Genomic DNA, 18,265 nt, shown 5'->3' on the forward strand with positions numbered 1-18,265 from the left:
GAACACGCGAGCATGTGGAGCGACTGTTGTCATTGGGCGTGAGCCGTGTGATTTTGGGCACGGCGGCGATTGAGGACCGTGCCTTTACCGAAGCGGTATTAGCTGCCTACGGTGATCGGATTGCTATCGGTCTGGATGCACGAAATGGCTATGTAGCCACGCGCGGGTGGCTCGAAACCTCGGAGGTACGCGCGGATGAACTGGCCGCTGAACTGGCCGCCAAGGGGGCGGAGATGTTCATCTTTACAGACATTTCCCGCGATGGAATGATGCAGGGCCCGAATGTGGAGGCGATCGTAGCACTTGCGAAAAGCAGCGGACGTACCGTTATTGCTTCCGGAGGTGTCAGTCAGATGGATGATCTGATCACACTGAGCGCGTATGCACAAGAAGGTGTAGGCGGTGCCATTGTGGGTAAGGCATTGTACACAGGAAGCATTGATTTACAGGCCGCCGTACAAGCTGTAGCAAGGGCATAGGGGGAGTAAGCATGCTGGCTAAACGTATTATTCCCTGTCTGGATGTAAAGGATGGCAGGGTCGTTAAGGGCGTCAATTTTGTAAATTTACGCGATGCAGGCGATCCGGTGGAACTGGCGGCGCTGTATGACCGGGAAGGGGCGGACGAAATTGTATTTCTGGATATTTCCGCGTCGGTTGAAGGCCGTGCCACCATGGAAGCGGTCGTTCGCCAGACGGCCGGAGAAATTTCCATTCCCTTCACGGTCGGCGGCGGCATATCCCATGTCGATGATATGAAACGCATTCTGCGTGCCGGGGCCGATAAAATTGGCGTGAATACGGCGGCTGTCCGTAACCCTCAGCTAATCGCGGAGGGTGCGCGCAGCTTTGGCTCGCAATGCATCGTTGTTGCAATTGACGCCAAGTACAATGAGGCGTGGGGCGAGTGGGAAGTATATACGCACGGAGGTCGCACGCCATCCGGTATCCGCGCTTTGGCCTGGGCCAAGGAAGCCGAACAGCTGGGGGCTGGAGAAATTCTGCTGACCAGCATGAATGCGGACGGAACCAAGGATGGATTTGACCTGCCACTCACGGCTGCGGTGTCGGATGCAGTGGGGATTCCGGTCATTGCTTCCGGTGGAGCTGGCAAGCAGGAGCATTTTTATGACGTGTTTACGGCAGGCAAGGCGGATGCTGGACTGGCGGCAACGATTTTTCACTATAAAGAAGTAGGAATCCCTGAGCTAAAACGGGATTTGAAGCGCAGAGGAGTGGAGATACGATGAGCAATGAATTAAACGAGCAGCTATCTCTGGAGCAGATATTGGATAATATCCGCTGGAATGAAGCGGGACTTGTCTCAGCCATTGTACAGGATGATGCTACGCTTCAGGTGCTGACCCTGGCTTATATGAGCCGCGAGTCGCTGAAGCTGTCTCTGGAATTGGGAGAGACCTGGTTTTGGTCTCGTTCCAGACAGGAGCTGTGGCATAAGGGGGCAACCTCCGGCAATACGCAAAAAATCACCTCCATCCAGCTGGATTGTGACGGTGATGCTCTGCTTGTGCGTGTTATTCCGAACGGTCCTGCCTGTCATACAGGAGCGACGAGCTGCTTTTTCCGTGAGATTTCTGCGCCGGGAACGACTGTAGCTTCTGCCACTGGCAATGCAGCGGCGGGGCAAGCAGAGGCGGTAGAGACGGGTGGAACGGCCAATGCTGCGGCAAACCGCTTTGAGGTGCTTGCCCAATTGGAAGCGATCATTAAGGAGCGCGAAGAGACACGCCCCGAAGGAGCCTACACGACCTATCTTTTTGATAAAGGCGTAGACAAAATCCTGAAAAAGGTTGGCGAGGAAGCTTCCGAGACGATCATTGCCGCCAAAAATAAAGATAATGAGGAGCTGCGTCTGGAGGTCAGCGATTTAATTTATCATCTGCTGGTGCTGCTGCAAGAGCGCAAGCTGCCGCTGGATGATGTGCTGGCTGAGCTGAATCGTCGTCATGAGCGTCCTCGTCGTGATTAAAATGGGTCTTATGGTGCAGAAAGGGGCGAGGGCCGCATGAAAATTGACTATCACACGCATCATGCCCGGTGCGGTCACGCGATAGGAAGCCTGGAGGAGTATGTGCAGCAGGGGATTCGGCTGGGTCTGGATCAGCTCGGTTTATCGGATCACATGCCGCTGTTGCATGTAAAACCAGCTGACTATTACCCGGAAATGGCGATGCCAATGGAGGAGCTGCCCCGATATGTAGAAGAGTGTCTGGAGCTGAAGGAACGCTATAAAGACCAAATTGACATTCGTGTCGGCTTGGAAGGCGACTACATTGAGGGCTGGGAACGAGAAATTGAAGATATGATCACCGCGTATCCGTGGGATTATGTGATTGGCTCCGTCCACTTCCTAGGTGAATGGGATGTCACGGACTTCCGTCAGGTACACCATTGGGAGGGCAAAAATGTGCTGGAGGTATACCGCACGTATTACGATGCGGTTTCCAAGGCGGCAGCTACCGGTTTATATGACATCATGGGTCATTTGGATGTCATTAAGCGCTTCGGCCATCATCCGAAGCCGGAGGAAGAGGAGGAGCTGCGTGAACTGGAGCGCTCCGCACTCTCAGCCGTTGCCCGCAGCGGTCGGGCGATGGAGCTGAATGCATCAGGGCTATCCAAGCCCTGTGCGGAAATGTTCCCGAGCCGCCGCATGCTGGAGGCGGCTTTATCGCTAGGCATCCCGCTGACTGTAGGCTCGGATGCCCATGATCCGGCGAAGCTGTCCGAGCACTTGGAGAAGGCGCGTGCTCTCCTATATGAAGTCCGCTATCGCGAGCTTGCAGTATTTCAGCATCGCGAGCGTGCGATGGTGCCGCTGACACTTTAATTTTCGTGTTGATTTGGTCTAAATATATATCTAGCAACTAGCCGAACGCTGCCTTCTGAAGAGGAAATGCGCTCGGCTATTGGCGCATCCGCTTGCACGTGTCTAGCGGTACGTGTTTATTGAAAAACAAACATCATCCGTTTTTTGGAATGGGACACAACTGACTGTCAAGTCGTTTTGAAGTTGTGGTATACTGGAGGGTATGAACATGCCAGTTACATTTAAAGGAGGTGCCTTGGTTATTTATGAAAGGGAAACATCTGCGAGCATCGGAACAACTTAGCCCTAAGATTATTGCTTTGCGTTTCGACGCATCTTTCTTTTTTGAGAAAGCTGTGCGCTCGCTTGATCGCAATCATTATGACAAGGCATTGAAATATTTTCGTAAAGCCGTTGAATATGAACCGGATAATCCGGTGAATCATTGCAATATGGCGGGTATATTATCAGAGATGGGGGATTATGCAGGCTCGAATGAGATCCTGTCCTCTGTTCTGAGCGACGTAGATCCGTCGATGACAGAGTGTTATTTCTATATGGCGAATAATTACGCTAATATGGAGCAATTTGAAGAAGCGGAGAAAGCCTTGGTCACGTACCTGGAGGAGGACGAGGAAGGGCAGTTTCTTGATGAAGCCGAGGAAATGATGGAACTGCTCTATTATGAGCTGGACCGTCCAACCAAGCTGAACCGCATTAAGGCCCGGCAGGGAGTGGTCGAGCATGATCAGGCCCGCGTCCTGCTGGAGGAAGGGAAATTCGCGCAGGCAGCTCAATTGCTCAAGCAAATTTCGGAGGAACAGCCCGATATGTTCGCTGCGCGTAATAATTTGGCATTGGCCTATTACTACATGGGATTGTTCCAAAATGCCAAAACCGTTATTCTTCGAGTGCTGGAGGATGAGCCGGGGAATTTGCACGCTTTGTGCAATCTGGCAATCTTTTATCAGCATGAGGGAGGCGGCCCCGAATTGGATCGCCTGGTTCAAACCTTGGCGGTCACCATCCCGTTTCAGGAGGAGCAGGTATTCAAGCTGGCGACCACCATGGGGATTCTTGGACGCCATGAGGAGGCCTACAGACATTTCCGCAGGTTGCTGCATGGCACTGGAGAGAACAGTGCTGACGCTTCCTTGTACCATTACACGGCGGTAGCTGCCAGCAATACGGGAAGATATGCGGAAGCCCGGCGGCTGTGGAGTCATTTGCAAAAGCAGGATGCTTCCTCAGAAGTTCCGCGCTTTTTCCTGTCCCGGCTGGAGGAGCTCCAGCAGGAGGGTACACCGCTGCAAATGCTCAGCTACCATTATCATCTCCCTTTTGAGGAACAATTCCGCATGTGGGAGAAGTTCGGTGCTGAGCAAGTGCCTGACAGCATGAAGAAGGACCCGCTTATACGGTCATCCTTCTTCTGGGCTTTGCGCCACGGAGACCGGGCAACTCAGTTGCAGGTCATTCAGGCGCTGAGTCTGATCGGTGATGATGAGGTGCGCCAGGCACTGGAGTCCTTTGTAGAAGATCCGGATCAGGAGGATGAGCTGAAACAGCGTGCCTTGCATGTCCTGCAAGAGCTGACGGATCAGGAGCATGGCGTGCAGGAAATGGCTCCGCAAGCAGAACAGATGGAGCGGTTGGAAGCCGAAAGGGATTGTCATCCAATCGAAGGGGATGTATCTGCTTCTCCGGTCGATCCGCAATGGCAAGCAGTGCTCGATAAGGTGCTGACCGTCATGAGCAAACCGTCAGATCCGGCCATGCAGCACGATTTAAGATCGCTTTGGCTGGAGTATTCGGATCGACTTGCTCCGGAAGTTCCGATGGTTCAGCATACCGAGGGATGGGCAGCGGCGCTGGAATATTTGACAGCCAAAATGCATCATCATCCAGTCACCTATCAGGAAGTAGCCGACCGCTACGGTATTTCCGTATCGACTGTAAGCCGCTATGCACGCCAGATTGACAGTGTGTGTGGTATCAAGCAGAAGCTGAAGCAGCCGCTCTCCACGTTTAAAAAGCAGGTCTGAGACCTGCTCCAAACATCACTTAAAGGAGGCAACAAACGTATGTATAAATCCATAATTATTGGTACAGGTCCCGCAGGCTACACGGCCGCTATTTATTTGGCGCGCGCTAACATGAATCCGCTGATCATTGAGGGAATGCAGCCCGGCGGGCAGCTTACCACGACGACCGAAATTGAAAATTTCCCGGGTTTTGAGCAAGGTATCCTTGGGCCTGAATTGATGGATAACATGCGCAAGCAGGCTGAACGCTTTGGCGCTGAATTTACTTCCGGCTGGGTAGAGGAAGTCGATCTCAGCAAGCGCCCTTTTAAAGTGAAGGTAGAGGGTAAAGGCATCATTGAGGCGGAGTCGGTTATTATTGCTACAGGCGCGTCTGCCAAATATCTCGGCATTCCGGGTGAGCAGGACAATGTAGGGCGCGGAGTCAGCACGTGTGCAACCTGTGACGGCTTCTTTTTCCGTGGGAAAAAGATCATTGTGATCGGCGGCGGCGATTCGGCGATGGAGGAAGCGGGCTTCTTGACCCGGTTTGCCTCCAGTGTAACCCTGGTTCATCGTCGTGATGAGCTGCGGGCGTCTAAAATTATGCAAGACCGCGCACGTGAGAATGAAAAAGTACACTGGGCCTTAAACCGGACTCCTCTGGAAGTCGTAACGGGAGAAACCGGATTGAAGGGCTTGAAGGTACACAATAATGAAAACAATCAGGATGAGTTGATTGAGGCGGATGGCGTGTTCGTAGCGATCGGGCATACACCAAATACAAGCTTTCTGAACGGTCAAATCCATACAGATGATCACGGCTATATTCAAGTAAAGCCAGGCACGACGGAAACGAACATCCCCGGCGTTTTTGCGTGTGGAGATGTGCAGGATAATCGTTACCGCCAAGCTATTACGGCTGCGGGTACGGGCTGCATGGCGGCTATGGACTGCGAGAAGTATCTCGAGGGCAGCGCTGTTCATGACTGGAGCAAAACACTGGATCAATAAAGACAGCTTATAGCTCAGAATATGGCTAGGATGGAGTAAGGGTAGTCCTGTTATATGCGATCCCCGATGTTCAGGAAGAGAAAGCCTGCTGCGTTTGCACAGGCTTTTTCCTTTTTGTGGATCATTGAGGTCAAAAGTTCCGCTAATCGTACATCTTTCAATAGGCAAGTGTCCTTGACCGTAACGGGGGCTTCAATTATAGTTGGAACGTAGGATCACGATTACGAAGTCATGATTTTATTTATATGTTTCATACAAAGTTTTTAAGTAAACATAAAGGTGGCTTGAAACATGTCTGAAAGTATCTATGTGGGTGTCGATTTGGGCGGTACAGCGATTAAAGTAGGCATTTGTAATGAAAACGGACAGCTTTTGCACACTTACGAGGGGCCAACCGAAACCGATAAGGGCGTAGATGTTGTAATCAGCAATATCGAAAAATATGTGCGTCACATTGTTGAGCAATCTCCTTATGAGTGGGATAAACTAAAGGGTGTCGGTGCGGGTGTTGCGGGGTTTACGAATGTTCGCGAAGGTGTTATTGTCCTCGCGCCCAATATTGGCTTTCGTGACGTACCGATTCGTGCGATTTTGGAGGAACGGATCGGCAAGCCGGTAAAGATAGACAATGATGCTAATGTTGCTGCACTTGGCGAAGCATGGGCCGGAGCAGGCAAAGGCATAGAAAACTGCGTATGCTATACCCTGGGAACAGGTGTTGGCGGCGGCATTATTATTAATGGTAAAATATATCAAGGCTTCTCGGGTATGGCCGGGGAAATTGGACATATGAGCGTAGTGCCTGATTTGGAGGCCATTCAGTGTGGATGCGGTAAAATGGGTTGTCTGGAGACCGTATCTTCCGCAACAGGCATTATTCGTATGGCAAAAGACGCTGTAGAGCGTGGTGATCGGACCTCTCTGGCACTGGAGGATCAAATTGCTGCCAAAGAAGTATTTGATGCTGCCAAAGCTGGTGATGAGGTCGCATTACGTATCGTAAACCGGGCTGCTTTTTATTTGGGGAAATCGATGACAGCCGTGGCGGCGGTGCTCAATCCGGAGTTGTTTATTGTAGGCGGCGGTGTGTCCAAAGCAGGTGACTTCTTGTTTGAAGAAATGCGTCGCGTATACGCTAAGCTGGCACCTGAGCCGCTTCAGCAAGGAGTATCCATTGCCCCGGCACTGCTGGGTAATGACGCGGGTATCGTAGGAGCTGCGGGCTTGCTGCTGCGTTCCTGATCTACAGGTTGCTGATAACGGGTACTCACATAGAGCGAAGAAGCAAAAGGAGAGGGAAGTCCATATGACAGACAACCTAAAAAATGCTGCGCCGTGGGCAACGCTCATTATTATTACGGGGATGTCAGGTGCAGGGAAGACCATTGCGGTGCAGAGCCTGGAAGACTTGGGCTTCTTCTGCGTTGACAATTTGCCCCCTGTGCTGATTCCCAAATTTGCCGAACTGATCGAGCAGTCTAACGGAAAAATAGGTAAAGTGGCACTCGTCATTGATTTGCGCGGACGAGAATTTTTTACTGCTTTATCGGAATCATTAAATTATATTAAAGATCACTTTACGATTCATTGTGAAATTCTATTCTTGAATGCCAATGACGGCGTTCTTGTACAACGATACAAGGAAAGTCGTCGACGTCATCCACTTGCTCCAGACGGTATGCCTTTGGACGGAATCCGCCTGGAACGTAAAATGCTGGAGGAACTGAAAAGCTCCGCTTCTGAGGTTATTGATACAAGCACGATGAAGCCCGCAACCTTAAAGGCTCGGATCATTTCGAGATTTTCGCATCTGGAGAGCAGTATGCTTTCCGTGAACATTACTTCTTTTGGCTTTAAATATGGTATTCCCATTGATGCCGATCTTGTATTCGATGTGCGCTTCCTGCCTAATCCTCACTATGTGGACCATCTTCGTCCCAACACGGGACAGGACAGCGATGTGTATGATTATGTTATGAAATGGCCTGAGACTCAGGCATTCCTGACCAAGCTGCTGGATATGTTACATTTTTTGATCCCACAATACCGTAAAGAAGGCAAGAGCCAGGTTATTATCGGTATTGGCTGTACCGGCGGTAAGCATCGTTCTGTTGCAATATCGGAATATTTAGGAAAAATGCTGGGTGCCAGCGAGACAGAATCCGTTTCTGTTTCGCATCGGGATGCTGACCGGGACCGGCATTAATGAGGTGAAATGATGAAAGAGACCGGATCACAACGGGAGCGCCCGCGTATTGTTGTTATGGGCGGGGGAACCGGCTTGTCTGTCATGCTGCGGGGCTTGAAGCAAAAGCCGCTGGATATTACGGCTATTGTGACAGTCGCTGACGATGGCGGAAGCTCCGGGATATTGCGTAGTGAGCTGCAGATGCCCCCTCCAGGGGACATTCGCAATGTGTTGACTGCCTTGGCTGACGTAGAACCAGTGATGTCAGATATGCTAAAATACCGTTTCGGCGCAGGATCGGGATTATCAGGCCATAGTTTGGGCAATCTGATCTTGGCGGCGATGACCGATATATCAGGTGATTTTGTGACGGCGGTGCGTGAGCTTAGCCGTGTATTTGCTGTTCGGGGGCGTGTACTACCGGCAGCCGAAGAGGGCGTTGTGTTGAGTGCGGAAATGGAGGATGGCACGGTGATTACCGGAGAGTCCAAAATCCCGGAAGCGGGTCAGAGAATCAAGCGTGTTTTTCTTGAACCGACTCACGTGGAGCCGTTGCCTGAGGCTGTAGAGGCCATTAATGAAGCCGATGCGATTCTGATTGGGCCCGGCAGTTTGTATACCAGTATTTTACCCAATCTGCTCGTTCCAAAGCTCGCTGAGGCTGTCGTGAAATCCGACGCTATCAAAATTTTTGTCTGCAATGTCATGACCCAGCCGGGTGAAACTGATGGCTATACGGTGGGAGATCATCTGCAGGCTATTTTCGACCATGTAGGTCACCATCTCTTCGACTATGTCATTGTAAATAACGGAGAAATCCCCCCTCAAGTGCAGGAAATGTATGCCGAGCAGGGTGCCAAGCCAGTCCAAGTCGACATGGGCGAACTGAATGACCGGGGATATAAAGTGGTGGCAGATACGTTAGTTCTGTTCCGCACGTATTTACGGCATGATGCAGATAAACTGAGCCAGCACATTTACCAATTGGTACAAAACTGGATATTAAGAAGGAGGTGAGTCCCTTGTCCTTTGCGGCACAAACGAAAAAAGAGCTTACGATGATTGAAAGCCAGCCCTGCTGTGAAAAAGCGGAGCTGTCTGCGCTTATACGTATGCTCGGATCCGTACAACTGTCGAATAAAAGGGTGATATTGGACGTGTCCACAGAAAATGCCGCGATTGCAAGGCGGATTTACTCCTTGATCAAAAAGCATTTTCAGCTTCACATTGAACTGCTTGTACGGAAAAAAATGCGCTTGAAAAAAAATAATGTGTACATTGTCCGTATTCCTAATGGTGTACAAGAGCTGTTGAAGGATTTGTACATCGTGTCAGAAGGCTTCTTGTTCACGGACGGGATTAATCGGGAGATTATTCGGAAAAACTGTTGTAAGCGGGCTTATCTGCGAGGGGCCTTTATGGCCGGTGGCTCTGTGAACAACCCGGAGGGATCGTCTTACCATCTTGAAATTTCCTCGATGTATGAGGAGCATTGTCAGGCACTGGTAGATCTGGCGAATGAGTTTCATCTGAATGCCCGCTGTATTGAGCGAAAAAAGGGCTTTATTCTCTACATCAAGGAAGGCGAGAAGATCATTGAGCTGCTAAGCATCATTGGGGCGCATCAAGCCTTGTTCAAATTTGAGGATGTACGTATTATGCGCGATATGCGCAACTCCGTAAATCGCATTGTCAACTGCGAAACAGCCAATTTGAACAAAACGATCGGCGCTGCGGTCCGGCAAATTGAGAACATCAAGCTGCTGGAGAGGGAAGTTGGTTTGGAGACCTTGCCGGACAAGCTGCGGGAAGTGGCAGAAATCCGACTGGCCCATCCTGATTTGAACTTGAAAGAGGTCGGGGAAATGCTCAAAGGGGTCGTCAGTAAATCCGGTGTAAATCACCGTCTTCGCAAGATTGACGAGATGGCGGACAAAATCAGGGGAGAAAATGGCCTGATTCCGTAAAAAAAGAATGTCTTTGGGGCTTTTTGCCGCTTTAATTAGTTTTTTTTCTAGTGTCTGTCCCGGGTTAATGTTATAATGTGATAAATAAAATGGAGTAAGTAGTGTCCAGATTTATTTGATGAGGGGGTAAGCTGACATGTCAAAACATCCGGTAGTCGTACGCTTGAAAACAGGACTGCACGCCAGACCTGCTGCGTTATTCGTACAGGAAGCGAATAAATATTCATCTGAAATTTTTGTGGAAAAAGAAGACAAGAAGGTTAATGCCAAGAGCATCATGGGTATTATGAGTCTTGCCATCAGTACAGGTACTGAAATTTATATTAGTGCTGAAGGCGCGGACGCCGAACAGGCTGTAAACGCTTTAGTAAGTCTGGTTAGCAAGGTAGAGCTGGAAAATCAGTAAGCGGCTGTCTATTTTGTAGTACGGTATACGCTCTTTTCGTGAAAAGCCCTTAGGGGCTTTTTTTATATCCATAAAAAGGGCCGAATCCCTTTTTTAGTTTTGTGGATAGGACATATGGAATTGGTCTAAGCTACATATCATTTATATCTCATGCTTGTTTTAAAAATGTGAAACCTTGACTGCAACCTTTTTTCGTCTTTTCCGTCTGAAAGGTACAAACATTTTCATGAAAGAGGTTGGGTACGATGAGACATTGGACAAAAACGATAAGCACAGCAGTTCTTGCAGGAGCATTATTGGCAGGGGGAGTAGCTGGGGGATTGTGGACAGGGGCAGATCGCGCTTATGCCGCATCCACAGCCACGACGGTAAACAGCGTGATCAATGTGAATGGAAGCGGAGAAGTACTGGTTAAGCCCGATATTGCTTATCTTTCCATCGGTGTGCAATCAGAGGGAAATACAGCAGCCGCTGCCCAAAAAGCCAATGCTGCGAAAATAAGCAAGGTTACACAATTGCTGAAAGAAAAATGGAGCATTAGTGCAGACGACATTCAGACTAGCCAATTCTATGTGCAGCCTAACTATATCTATAACGAAAAAGAAGGGCAAAAGCTCAAGGGCTATATCGCAAACCATACACTTTCCGTGAAATACCGCAATTTGGACAAAATCGGCCAGCTGCTGGATGAAGCTACAAATTCCGGGGCGAACAATGTGGATAATGTACAATTTTCAGTAGAAAATCCTTCTGTGTATGAAGAAGAGGCTATTGGCAAGGCGCTTGGCAACGCTCAATCTAAAGCCAGTGCTGTAGCTAAGGCAGCTAAACGCGGATTAGGGTCGCTTGTGAATGTGACGGTAGATGGCGGAGAGGCTCAGATTTTTACACAACGTGAGAATGCAATGGCAAAATCGATGCTGGATTTAGGGAGTGGAACAGAGATTCAGTCAGGCCAAGTGACGGTGAAAGTTCAGGTGTCGGCTCAATACGAAATGAACTAATACAGATCTTTAAACGAAGCCACAAGCGGCCTGTCTTTCTGCAGGTCAGCTTGCTGGCTTTTTTTCCATATCGCAACCATTTTGTAATGAGTCTGTCATAGCTAGGGGGTGTTAGATGTATAGATTGAAATCAGAGCGTATACAGATTGTAAACTACATACAGTGAGGTATAGATATAATAAGACAGGTAATCAAAACACATAGACGAGACAGAGATGTAATAGGAGGAATACTTAATGATGAACAAGCACGCGAAAAAATGGGGCTCTGCTCTGCTAGCAGCAGGAATTCTGACAGGAGTCGCAGTTATTCCCGTTTCCTATACTGAAGCAGCGTCGACCAAACAACAAACTGCAGTACAGCAACCGGGAGTCTCCATTCAATGGAATGGCAAAACATTGTCGACCAGAGGAGTCCAGGTAAACGGAAGTACGTTGATTCCAGTAGCAGCGCTGCGAGACAGCTTAGGGATTCCAGTGAGCTATGATGCCAAGGAGGCTACCTACACTGTAGGCAGTGGGTACAACAAACTTTACATCATGTCCTCTTCCTCAGAAGCCAATGTCAATGTGAACGGAATCAACGCGCGCAGCATGGACGCTAAACAGATTGCCGGGAAGTTATACATTCCTATGAGTCTCCTGAAAGACTATCTGGGTATCGATGCTCAGTGGAATGCAGCCCAAAAAACAGTAACGTTGAGTAAAAGCCAGCTAAATCCGATCACCGTTACGTCGCAAACGCTTCCCGCTTCGAGTAATGCGAAGGTGTCTTACAAGGTGAAGTACCCGCAAATCAGCGGCAGTCAGTTGAATCCTGAGGCTCAGCAGGCGATTAACAGTGTGCTTAAAAAGCATGCGGAGGGAGTATTGGCAGCAGGCAAAAAGATGGTGGCTGAGGGAGAGGCTACAACAGAAAGACCGTATGAGTTCTGGAATGATTTTGCGATTGCCTATAACAAGGATGGTATTTTGAGTGTGATTATGCAGGATTATTCGTATACAGGTGGCGCACACGGTATGACGGCACGTAAAGGATATACGTTCTCGCTCGCTGATGGTAAACAGCTGCAATTATCTGACGTATTGAAAGCAAATCCGAACTACAAAAAGTTCCTCAATGCTGATTTGAAGAAAAAAGTCGATGCGCTGCAGGGCGGCGAAGGTTTTGATAAATTTAAAGAGCTGAAGGCGGATCAAAATTTTTATGTGACCAACAGTGGAGTAACAATCGTGTTTGATTTATATGAATATGCACCGTACGCGTATGGAATTCCAGAGTTCACCTACTCGTTTGCTCAACTGCTGCCTCAAGGCGGCAAGCCTTTTGCAGGACAAAATGAATAGTACCAAAAAAGCTGCCTACCGGATACGAATATCCGGGGCAGCTTTTTTATTTCTAGCTTTTCCGAGGTACTAACTTCTCTTAAATACCTGCTGTAGTGGAGCTAGTTAGCACTTTATCAATAATACCGTATTCCTTGGCATCATCAGCGGACATGAAATAGTCACGGTCTGTGTCTTTTTCAATGCGTTCCAGTGGTTGACCTGTGCGATCTGCGAGAATGCGGTTCAATTTGTCACGCATTTTCAGAATGCGACGGGCGCGGATTTCGATATCCGTTGCCTGACCTTGTGCACCACCCAATGGTTGGTGAATCATAATTTCACTGTTCGGCAAAGCAAAGCGTTTGCCTTTGGCACCAGCGTTCAGCAAGAACGCACCCATGGAGGCTGCCATACCTACACAAATTGTAGACACGTCAGGCTTAATATATTGCATCGTATCGAAAATGGCCATACCGGCTGTAATGGAGCCGCCAGGACTGTTAATATACAAGTGAATATCTTTTTCAGGATCTTCGGCAGCCAAAAACAGCATTTGTGCAATAATAGAGTTGGCTACAACGTCATTGACGTCCGAGCCCAACAAAATAATGCGATCCTTCAACAGTCTGGAATAAATGTCATAGGCGCGTTCGCCGCGGTTACTTTGCTCTACTACCATAGGAACATAGCTCACGTCAAAAAACCTCCCTTAAATATCGTTAATGGATTTGGTGGACATGCCGATTACATGCCCCTACTTTATAAACTGTTGCCGTAATAACCACATGATAAACAATTTCAAACAAAAAGTCAAAGAAAGTCAAACTAATGGTCAAAAAAAAGAGCGCAAAGGGCTCTTGTTGGTTAAAATGATGATATAGAAGCATTAAAGTGTTCATTTAAAATGGCGCGCCCGCGAGGAATCGAACCTCGATCTCAGGCTCCGGAGGCCTACGTCATATCCGTTGGACCACGGGCGCAAAGTAATTTGTACAATTAAAAGCTAATTCATCAGCTAATTGGAAACAAAGATGATTATATGATATACGGCAGTGAATTGCAAGCTTTTATTATGTGCGCATATTCACATAAAAAGTTGAGAAATATAGGTTCAGATAGACTTGCAAGTGAAGCAAATATTGGGTAAGATATACGTGGGACTTAAAAAGTTATCCCGGGACATTTTAAGACCAGACGAAGATATAGTATTAGAGAAAGAACTTAGAAGTGTGCGGGAGTGGAAAGCATGCGAAAGATATTAGAAATACAGAAGCAGCTTCTGCCCGACCTCATGGATGTTTTGAAAAAAAGGTACACGATCCTGCGCCAGATCATGTTGTCCGATGTCATTGGACGCAGAACGCTGGCAGCTTCACTGGATATGACCGAGCGCGTGCTGCGCGCCGAAACCGATCTCCTCAAGGCCCAAGGGCTCATTGAGATTGAGAGTGTGGGCATGAAGGTGAGCAAAGCAGGACTGGATCTGCTGGAACAGCTGGAGCCGATTGCGAACAACTTGTTCGGCCTGTCCCAACTGGAGGATCAGATTCGTCAAGCCTACGGCTTGAAGAAGGTGGTTGTCGTTCCAGGGGATTCGGATGCTTCACCGTTGGCGAAGCAGGAGTTGGGCCGTGCTGGAGCAAAGGCGCTGCTGAGTGTTATGGATGACGAGGACGTGGTCGCTGTAACAGGTGGTACGACGATTGCAGATGTGGCGGAACAACTGACATTACCTGCTAACGGCCCGCTTAAGGGCGGATGGTTTGTACCGGCACGCGGGGGTTTGGGAGAGAGCATGGAAATGCAGGCTAACACCATTGCTTCCACGATGGCTCGCAAGGTCGGCGCTCAATACCGTCTGCTCCATGTACCGGATTTGCTCAGCAATCATGCTTACAACTCCTTGCTTGAGGATACGAATATTCAGGATATATTGAGCCTGATTCGAGAGAGTCGTATTATCATTCACGGGATAGGCAACGCCATAGCGATGGCCCACAGACGCAAGCTTGACCTTGAAACCTTTAATCAGATCAGCAATGAGGGCGCGGTTGCCGAATCGTTTGGTTATTATTTTAACGAAGACGGCGTCGTTGTTCACAGAATGCTGACGCTTGGACTCCGCCTGGAGGACATCAAGCGTACGGAGACGGTTCTAGGTGTAGCTGGAGGCAAGAGCAAGGCGGCTGCTATTCATGCAGTGCTGCGTTTCGGCCAAGAAGACATTCTTGTCACCGATGAAGGCGCTGCTGCCGAGATTGTAAGCCATTATTTAAAAGGTTAATACGGATTGATTAAATGTGTTGTCTTGACGGGCTTTCGGGCCTGTCTTGAATATATAAAACTAAACTAAACGAACTTTGGGAGGAACTCACTCATGACAGTTAAAGTTGGTATTAACGGTTTCGGACGTATTGGACGCCTTGCTTTCCGCCGTATTCAAAACGTGGAAGGTATTGAAGTAGTAGCAATCAATGACTTGACAGATTCCAAAATGCTGGCACATCTGTTGAAATATGATACAACACAAGGTACTTTCCAAGGAGAAGTAGAAGTACATGAAGGCTTCTTCAAAGTAAACGGCAAAGAAGTTAAAGTTTTGGCTAACCGCAACCCTGAAGAACTGCCTTGGGGAGACCTGGGTGTAGACATCGTTCTGGAATGCACAGGTTTCTTCACAACTAAAGAAGCTGCTGAGAAACACTTGAAAGGCGGCGCTAAAAAAGTTGTTATCTCCGCTCCAGCTACTGGCGACATGAAAACTGTCGTTTACAACGTAAACCATGAAATTCTGGACGGAACTGAAACTGTAATTTCCGGTGCTTCTTGCACAACAAACTGCCTGGCTCCTATGGCTAAAACACTGCAAGACAAATTTGGTATCGTTGAAGGCTTGATGACTACAATTCACGCTTACACTGGCGACCAAAACACTTTGGATGCTCCACATGCTAAAGGTGACTTCCGTCGTGCTCGCGCAGCAGCTGAAAACATCATCCCTAACACAACTGGTGCTGCTAAAGCAATCGGTCTGGTTATCCCTGAGTTGAAAGGTAAATTGGACGGAGCAGCTCAACGTGTTCCAGTAGCAACAGGTTCCCTGACTGAGCTGGTAACAGTTCTGGAGAAAAATGTAACTGCTGATGAAATCAACGCAGCGATGAAAGAAGCTTCCGATCCTGAAACTTACGGATACACTGAAGATCAAATCGTTTCTTCCGACATCAAAGGTATCACTTACGGTTCCTTGTTTGATGCAACTCAAACTAAAGTTCTGACTGTTGGCGACAAACAACTGGTTAAAACTGTAGCTTGGTATGACAATGAAATGTCCTACACTGCACAATTGATCCGTACGTTGGAATACTTCGCTAAATTGGCTAAATAAGAAATTTCTTATCGAGCAACATCATAGAGCGGAAACAGCAGTTATTGTTTCCGCTCTTTATATATCAAAATGTGCCTTAAATTCCTGTTTCGTAAAATTAAAAGGGTGCGGAGGAATATGGAGATGAACAAAAAGAGCGTACGTGATATAGAACTGAATGGAAAACGGGTGTTTGTTCGTGTAGATTTTAACGTTCCGGTTGAGGACGGTAAAATTACGGATGACAAGCGTATTCGCGAAACCTTGCCAACAATTAACTACCTGATTGAAAAAGGTGCAAAAGTTATTTTGGCGAGTCACTTTGGACGTCCAAAAGGTCAGGTCGTTGAATCCATGCGTCTGACTCCTGCTGGTGTGCGTCTGTCTGAACTGCTCAAAAAGCCTGTTGTTAAGGTGGACGAAGCAGTTGGTGAGGCTGTTAAAGCAAAAGTGGCTGAATTGCAAAACGGCGACGTGCTGTTGCTTGAAAATGTACGCTTCTACCCAGGAGAAGAGAAAAATGATCCTGAGCTGGCGAAGCAATTTGCTGAACTGGCTGACATTTTCGTGAATGACGCATTTGGTGCAGCACACCGTGCTCATGCTTCCACAGAAGGTATCGCGCATTTTCTTCCTGCTGTTTCCGGCTTGCTGATGGAGAAAGAATTGTCTGTAATCGGTAAAGCTCTTTCGAACCCAGACCGTCCTTTTACAGCCATTATCGGTGGTTCCAAAGTAAAAGACAAAATCGACGTGATCGACAACCTGCTGAACATTGCAGATAACGTAATCATTGGCGGCGGTTTGGCTTATACATTCTTTAAAGCTCAAGGTTATGAAGTGGGTCAATCCCTGCTGGATGAATCCAAACTGGACGTAGCTCTTGGATTTATCGAAAAAGCGAAGAAGCTCGGCAAAAAATTCTATCTTCCGGTAGATATCGTTATTTCTGACGATTTCAGCGCTACAGCGAACACGAACATTGTGGACATTGACGGTATTCCTACAGATTGGGAAGGCGTAGATATCGGACCGAAAACTCGTAAAATCTATGCTGATGTGATCAAAAACTCCAAATTGGTTGTTTGGAATGGACCAATGGGCGTATTTGAAATGGAACCTTTCGCTGGCGGTACTCGTGAAGTAGCGGAAGCTTGCGCAACAACAGAAGCATACACCATCATTGGTGGCGGTGATTCTGCGGCTGCGGCTGAGAAATTCCACCTGGCTGACAAAATGGATCACATTTCCACTGGCGGCGGCGCATCCCTGGAATTTATGGAAGGCAAAGCACTTCCGGGTGTTGTTGCACTTAACGATAAGTAATCAAGCGTTTAACGCGTAATAAAGGCTTTAGGGCATCTAATAGTTAGGAGTTGAAACCATTGAGAACACCGATTATCGCGGGTAACTGGAAGATGTTCAAAACCGTTCCAGAAGCTAAGACCTTCATCGAAGAGGTCAAAGGTAAAGCAGAGGTTGCAGGAGTGGAAAGTGTAATCTGTGCTCCATTTACAAATCTTCCTGCTCTGGTTGAAGCAGTAAAAGGCACATCTATTAAAATTGGCGCACAAAACCTGCATTTTGCAGAAGATGGTGCGTTCACAGGTGAAATCAGCGGCGGAATGTTGAAGGATCTGGGCGTAGACTACGTTGTGATCGGACACTCCGAGCGCCGTGAGTATTTCAACGAAACAGACGAAACGGTAAACAAAAAGGTTCATGCGGCATTCCGCCACGGCCTGACTCCGATCGTATGTGTAGGGGAAAAGCTGGAAGACCGTGAAGCAGGTCAAACCAAAGAGGTTGTAAAAGTGCAAACTGTAGCAGCTTTTGCTGGCTTGGCCAAGGATCAGGCTGCACAAGTCGTTGTTGCTTATGAGCCAATTTGGGCGATCGGAACAGGAAAATCCTCCACTTCGCAGGATGCGAATGAAGTGATCTCCTATATCCGCAGTCTGATTAAAGAGCTGTATGATGAAAGTACAGCTAATGCTGTACGTATTCAATACGGTGGCAGTGTAAAACCTGAAAATGTTGCTGAGTACCTGGGTCAAAGCGATATCGACGGCGCGCTTGTGGGCGGTGCCAGTCTTCAACCGGCGTCGTTCATCGCGCTTGTTGAGGGGGCGAAGTAA

General features: G+C 48.3%; 18 protein-coding genes and 1 tRNA gene. 17 read left to right on the forward strand and 2 right to left on the reverse strand.

The window, feature by feature from the left end; genetic code table 11:
* The 13 genes from WG8_RS27605 to WG8_RS00825 form a co-directional block, all read left to right on the forward strand.
* Positions 1–479, forward strand: a 479-nt coding sequence (locus WG8_RS27605; protein WP_007428140.1) for a HisA/HisF-related TIM barrel protein, incomplete at its 5' end; no start/stop codon positions are given.
* A gap of 11 nt (positions 480–490) precedes the next feature.
* On the forward strand, positions 491–1,249 hold the full coding sequence (gene hisF / locus WG8_RS00770) for an imidazole glycerol phosphate synthase subunit HisF (RefSeq protein WP_007428141.1): 759 nt from the start codon (positions 491–493) through the stop codon (positions 1,247–1,249).
* Positions 1,246–1,989 carry a bifunctional phosphoribosyl-AMP cyclohydrolase/phosphoribosyl-ATP diphosphatase HisIE gene (gene hisIE, locus WG8_RS00775; RefSeq protein ID WP_007428142.1) on the forward strand — a complete coding sequence of 248 codons (744 nt, stop codon included), beginning with the start codon at positions 1,246–1,248 and terminating at the stop codon, positions 1,987–1,989. Before hisF ends, hisIE begins: the two co-directional genes overlap by 4 nt.
* Positions 1,990–2,025: 36 nt before the next feature.
* A complete protein-coding gene (gene hisJ, locus WG8_RS00780) occupies positions 2,026–2,850 on the forward strand; it encodes a histidinol-phosphatase HisJ (RefSeq protein WP_007428143.1) in 825 nt (274 codons plus the stop codon).
* A gap of 245 nt (positions 2,851–3,095) precedes the next feature.
* A complete protein-coding gene (locus tag WG8_RS00785) occupies positions 3,096–4,874 on the forward strand; it encodes a tetratricopeptide repeat protein (RefSeq protein WP_007428144.1) in 1,779 nt (592 codons plus the stop codon).
* Positions 4,875–4,913: 39 nt separating this feature from the next.
* Entirely contained in the window at positions 4,914–5,867 is a 954-nt protein-coding gene (gene trxB, locus WG8_RS00790) for a thioredoxin-disulfide reductase (protein WP_007428145.1), read from the forward strand.
* A 291-nt stretch (positions 5,868–6,158) separates the two neighbouring features.
* Positions 6,159–7,109, forward strand: coding sequence for an ROK family glucokinase (locus WG8_RS00795; protein WP_007428146.1), 951 nt, complete (start codon positions 6,159–6,161; stop codon positions 7,107–7,109).
* Positions 7,110–7,173: 64 nt separating this feature from the next.
* Complete coding sequence (rapZ, locus tag WG8_RS00800) at positions 7,174–8,073, forward strand: RNase adapter RapZ (protein ID WP_007428147.1); 900 nt, start codon at positions 7,174–7,176, stop codon at positions 8,071–8,073.
* Positions 8,074–8,085: 12 nt separating this feature from the next.
* Positions 8,086–9,072: a gluconeogenesis factor YvcK family protein gene (locus WG8_RS00805; RefSeq protein ID WP_007428148.1), complete on the forward strand. Its 987-nt coding sequence runs from the start codon at positions 8,086–8,088 to the stop codon at positions 9,070–9,072.
* A gap of 5 nt (positions 9,073–9,077) precedes the next feature.
* Complete coding sequence (gene whiA, locus WG8_RS00810) at positions 9,078–10,022, forward strand: DNA-binding protein WhiA (protein ID WP_007428149.1); 945 nt, start codon at positions 9,078–9,080, stop codon at positions 10,020–10,022.
* 136 nt (positions 10,023–10,158) lie between these two features.
* Positions 10,159–10,428: an HPr family phosphocarrier protein gene (locus WG8_RS00815; protein ID WP_007428150.1), complete on the forward strand. Its 270-nt coding sequence runs from the start codon at positions 10,159–10,161 to the stop codon at positions 10,426–10,428.
* Positions 10,429–10,673: 245 nt separating this feature from the next.
* Positions 10,674–11,432, forward strand: a complete 759-nt coding sequence (locus tag WG8_RS00820; RefSeq protein ID WP_007428151.1) for an SIMPL domain-containing protein — start codon at positions 10,674–10,676, stop codon at positions 11,430–11,432.
* Positions 11,433–11,671: 239 nt separating this feature from the next.
* Positions 11,672–12,778: a PdaC/SigV domain-containing protein gene (locus WG8_RS00825; protein ID WP_043890664.1), complete on the forward strand. Its 1,107-nt coding sequence runs from the start codon at positions 11,672–11,674 to the stop codon at positions 12,776–12,778.
* A gap of 79 nt (positions 12,779–12,857) precedes the next feature.
* Here the strand turns inward: WG8_RS00825 and clpP are convergent, their stop codons facing one another.
* On the reverse strand, positions 12,858–13,454 hold the full coding sequence (gene clpP / locus WG8_RS00830) for an ATP-dependent Clp endopeptidase proteolytic subunit ClpP (RefSeq protein WP_007428153.1): 597 nt from the start codon (positions 13,452–13,454) through the stop codon (positions 12,858–12,860).
* A gap of 211 nt (positions 13,455–13,665) precedes the next feature.
* Positions 13,666–13,740 (reverse strand) — tRNA-Arg (locus WG8_RS00835).
* 266 nt (positions 13,741–14,006) lie between these two features.
* On the opposite strand from WG8_RS00835, the gene WG8_RS00840 reads away from it, so the two are divergent.
* From WG8_RS00840 to tpiA, 4 genes are all read left to right on the forward strand, one after another.
* Positions 14,007–15,044, forward strand: coding sequence for a sugar-binding transcriptional regulator (locus tag WG8_RS00840; protein ID WP_007428154.1), 1,038 nt, complete (start codon positions 14,007–14,009; stop codon positions 15,042–15,044).
* 93 nt (positions 15,045–15,137) lie between these two features.
* On the forward strand, positions 15,138–16,148 hold the full coding sequence (gene gap, locus WG8_RS00845; RefSeq protein ID WP_007428155.1) for a type I glyceraldehyde-3-phosphate dehydrogenase: 1,011 nt from the start codon (positions 15,138–15,140) through the stop codon (positions 16,146–16,148).
* A 123-nt stretch (positions 16,149–16,271) separates the two neighbouring features.
* Positions 16,272–17,453 (forward strand): phosphoglycerate kinase, encoded by a 1,182-nt coding sequence (locus tag WG8_RS00850; RefSeq protein WP_007428156.1) that lies wholly within the window; start codon positions 16,272–16,274, stop codon positions 17,451–17,453.
* 59 nt (positions 17,454–17,512) lie between these two features.
* Positions 17,513–18,265 (forward strand): triose-phosphate isomerase, encoded by a 753-nt coding sequence (gene tpiA / locus WG8_RS00855; protein ID WP_007428157.1) that lies wholly within the window; start codon positions 17,513–17,515, stop codon positions 18,263–18,265.

Source organism: Paenibacillus sp. Aloe-11 (assembly GCF_000245715.1).
Taxonomy (GTDB): Bacteria; Bacillota; Bacilli; order Paenibacillales; family Paenibacillaceae; genus Paenibacillus; species Paenibacillus kribbensis.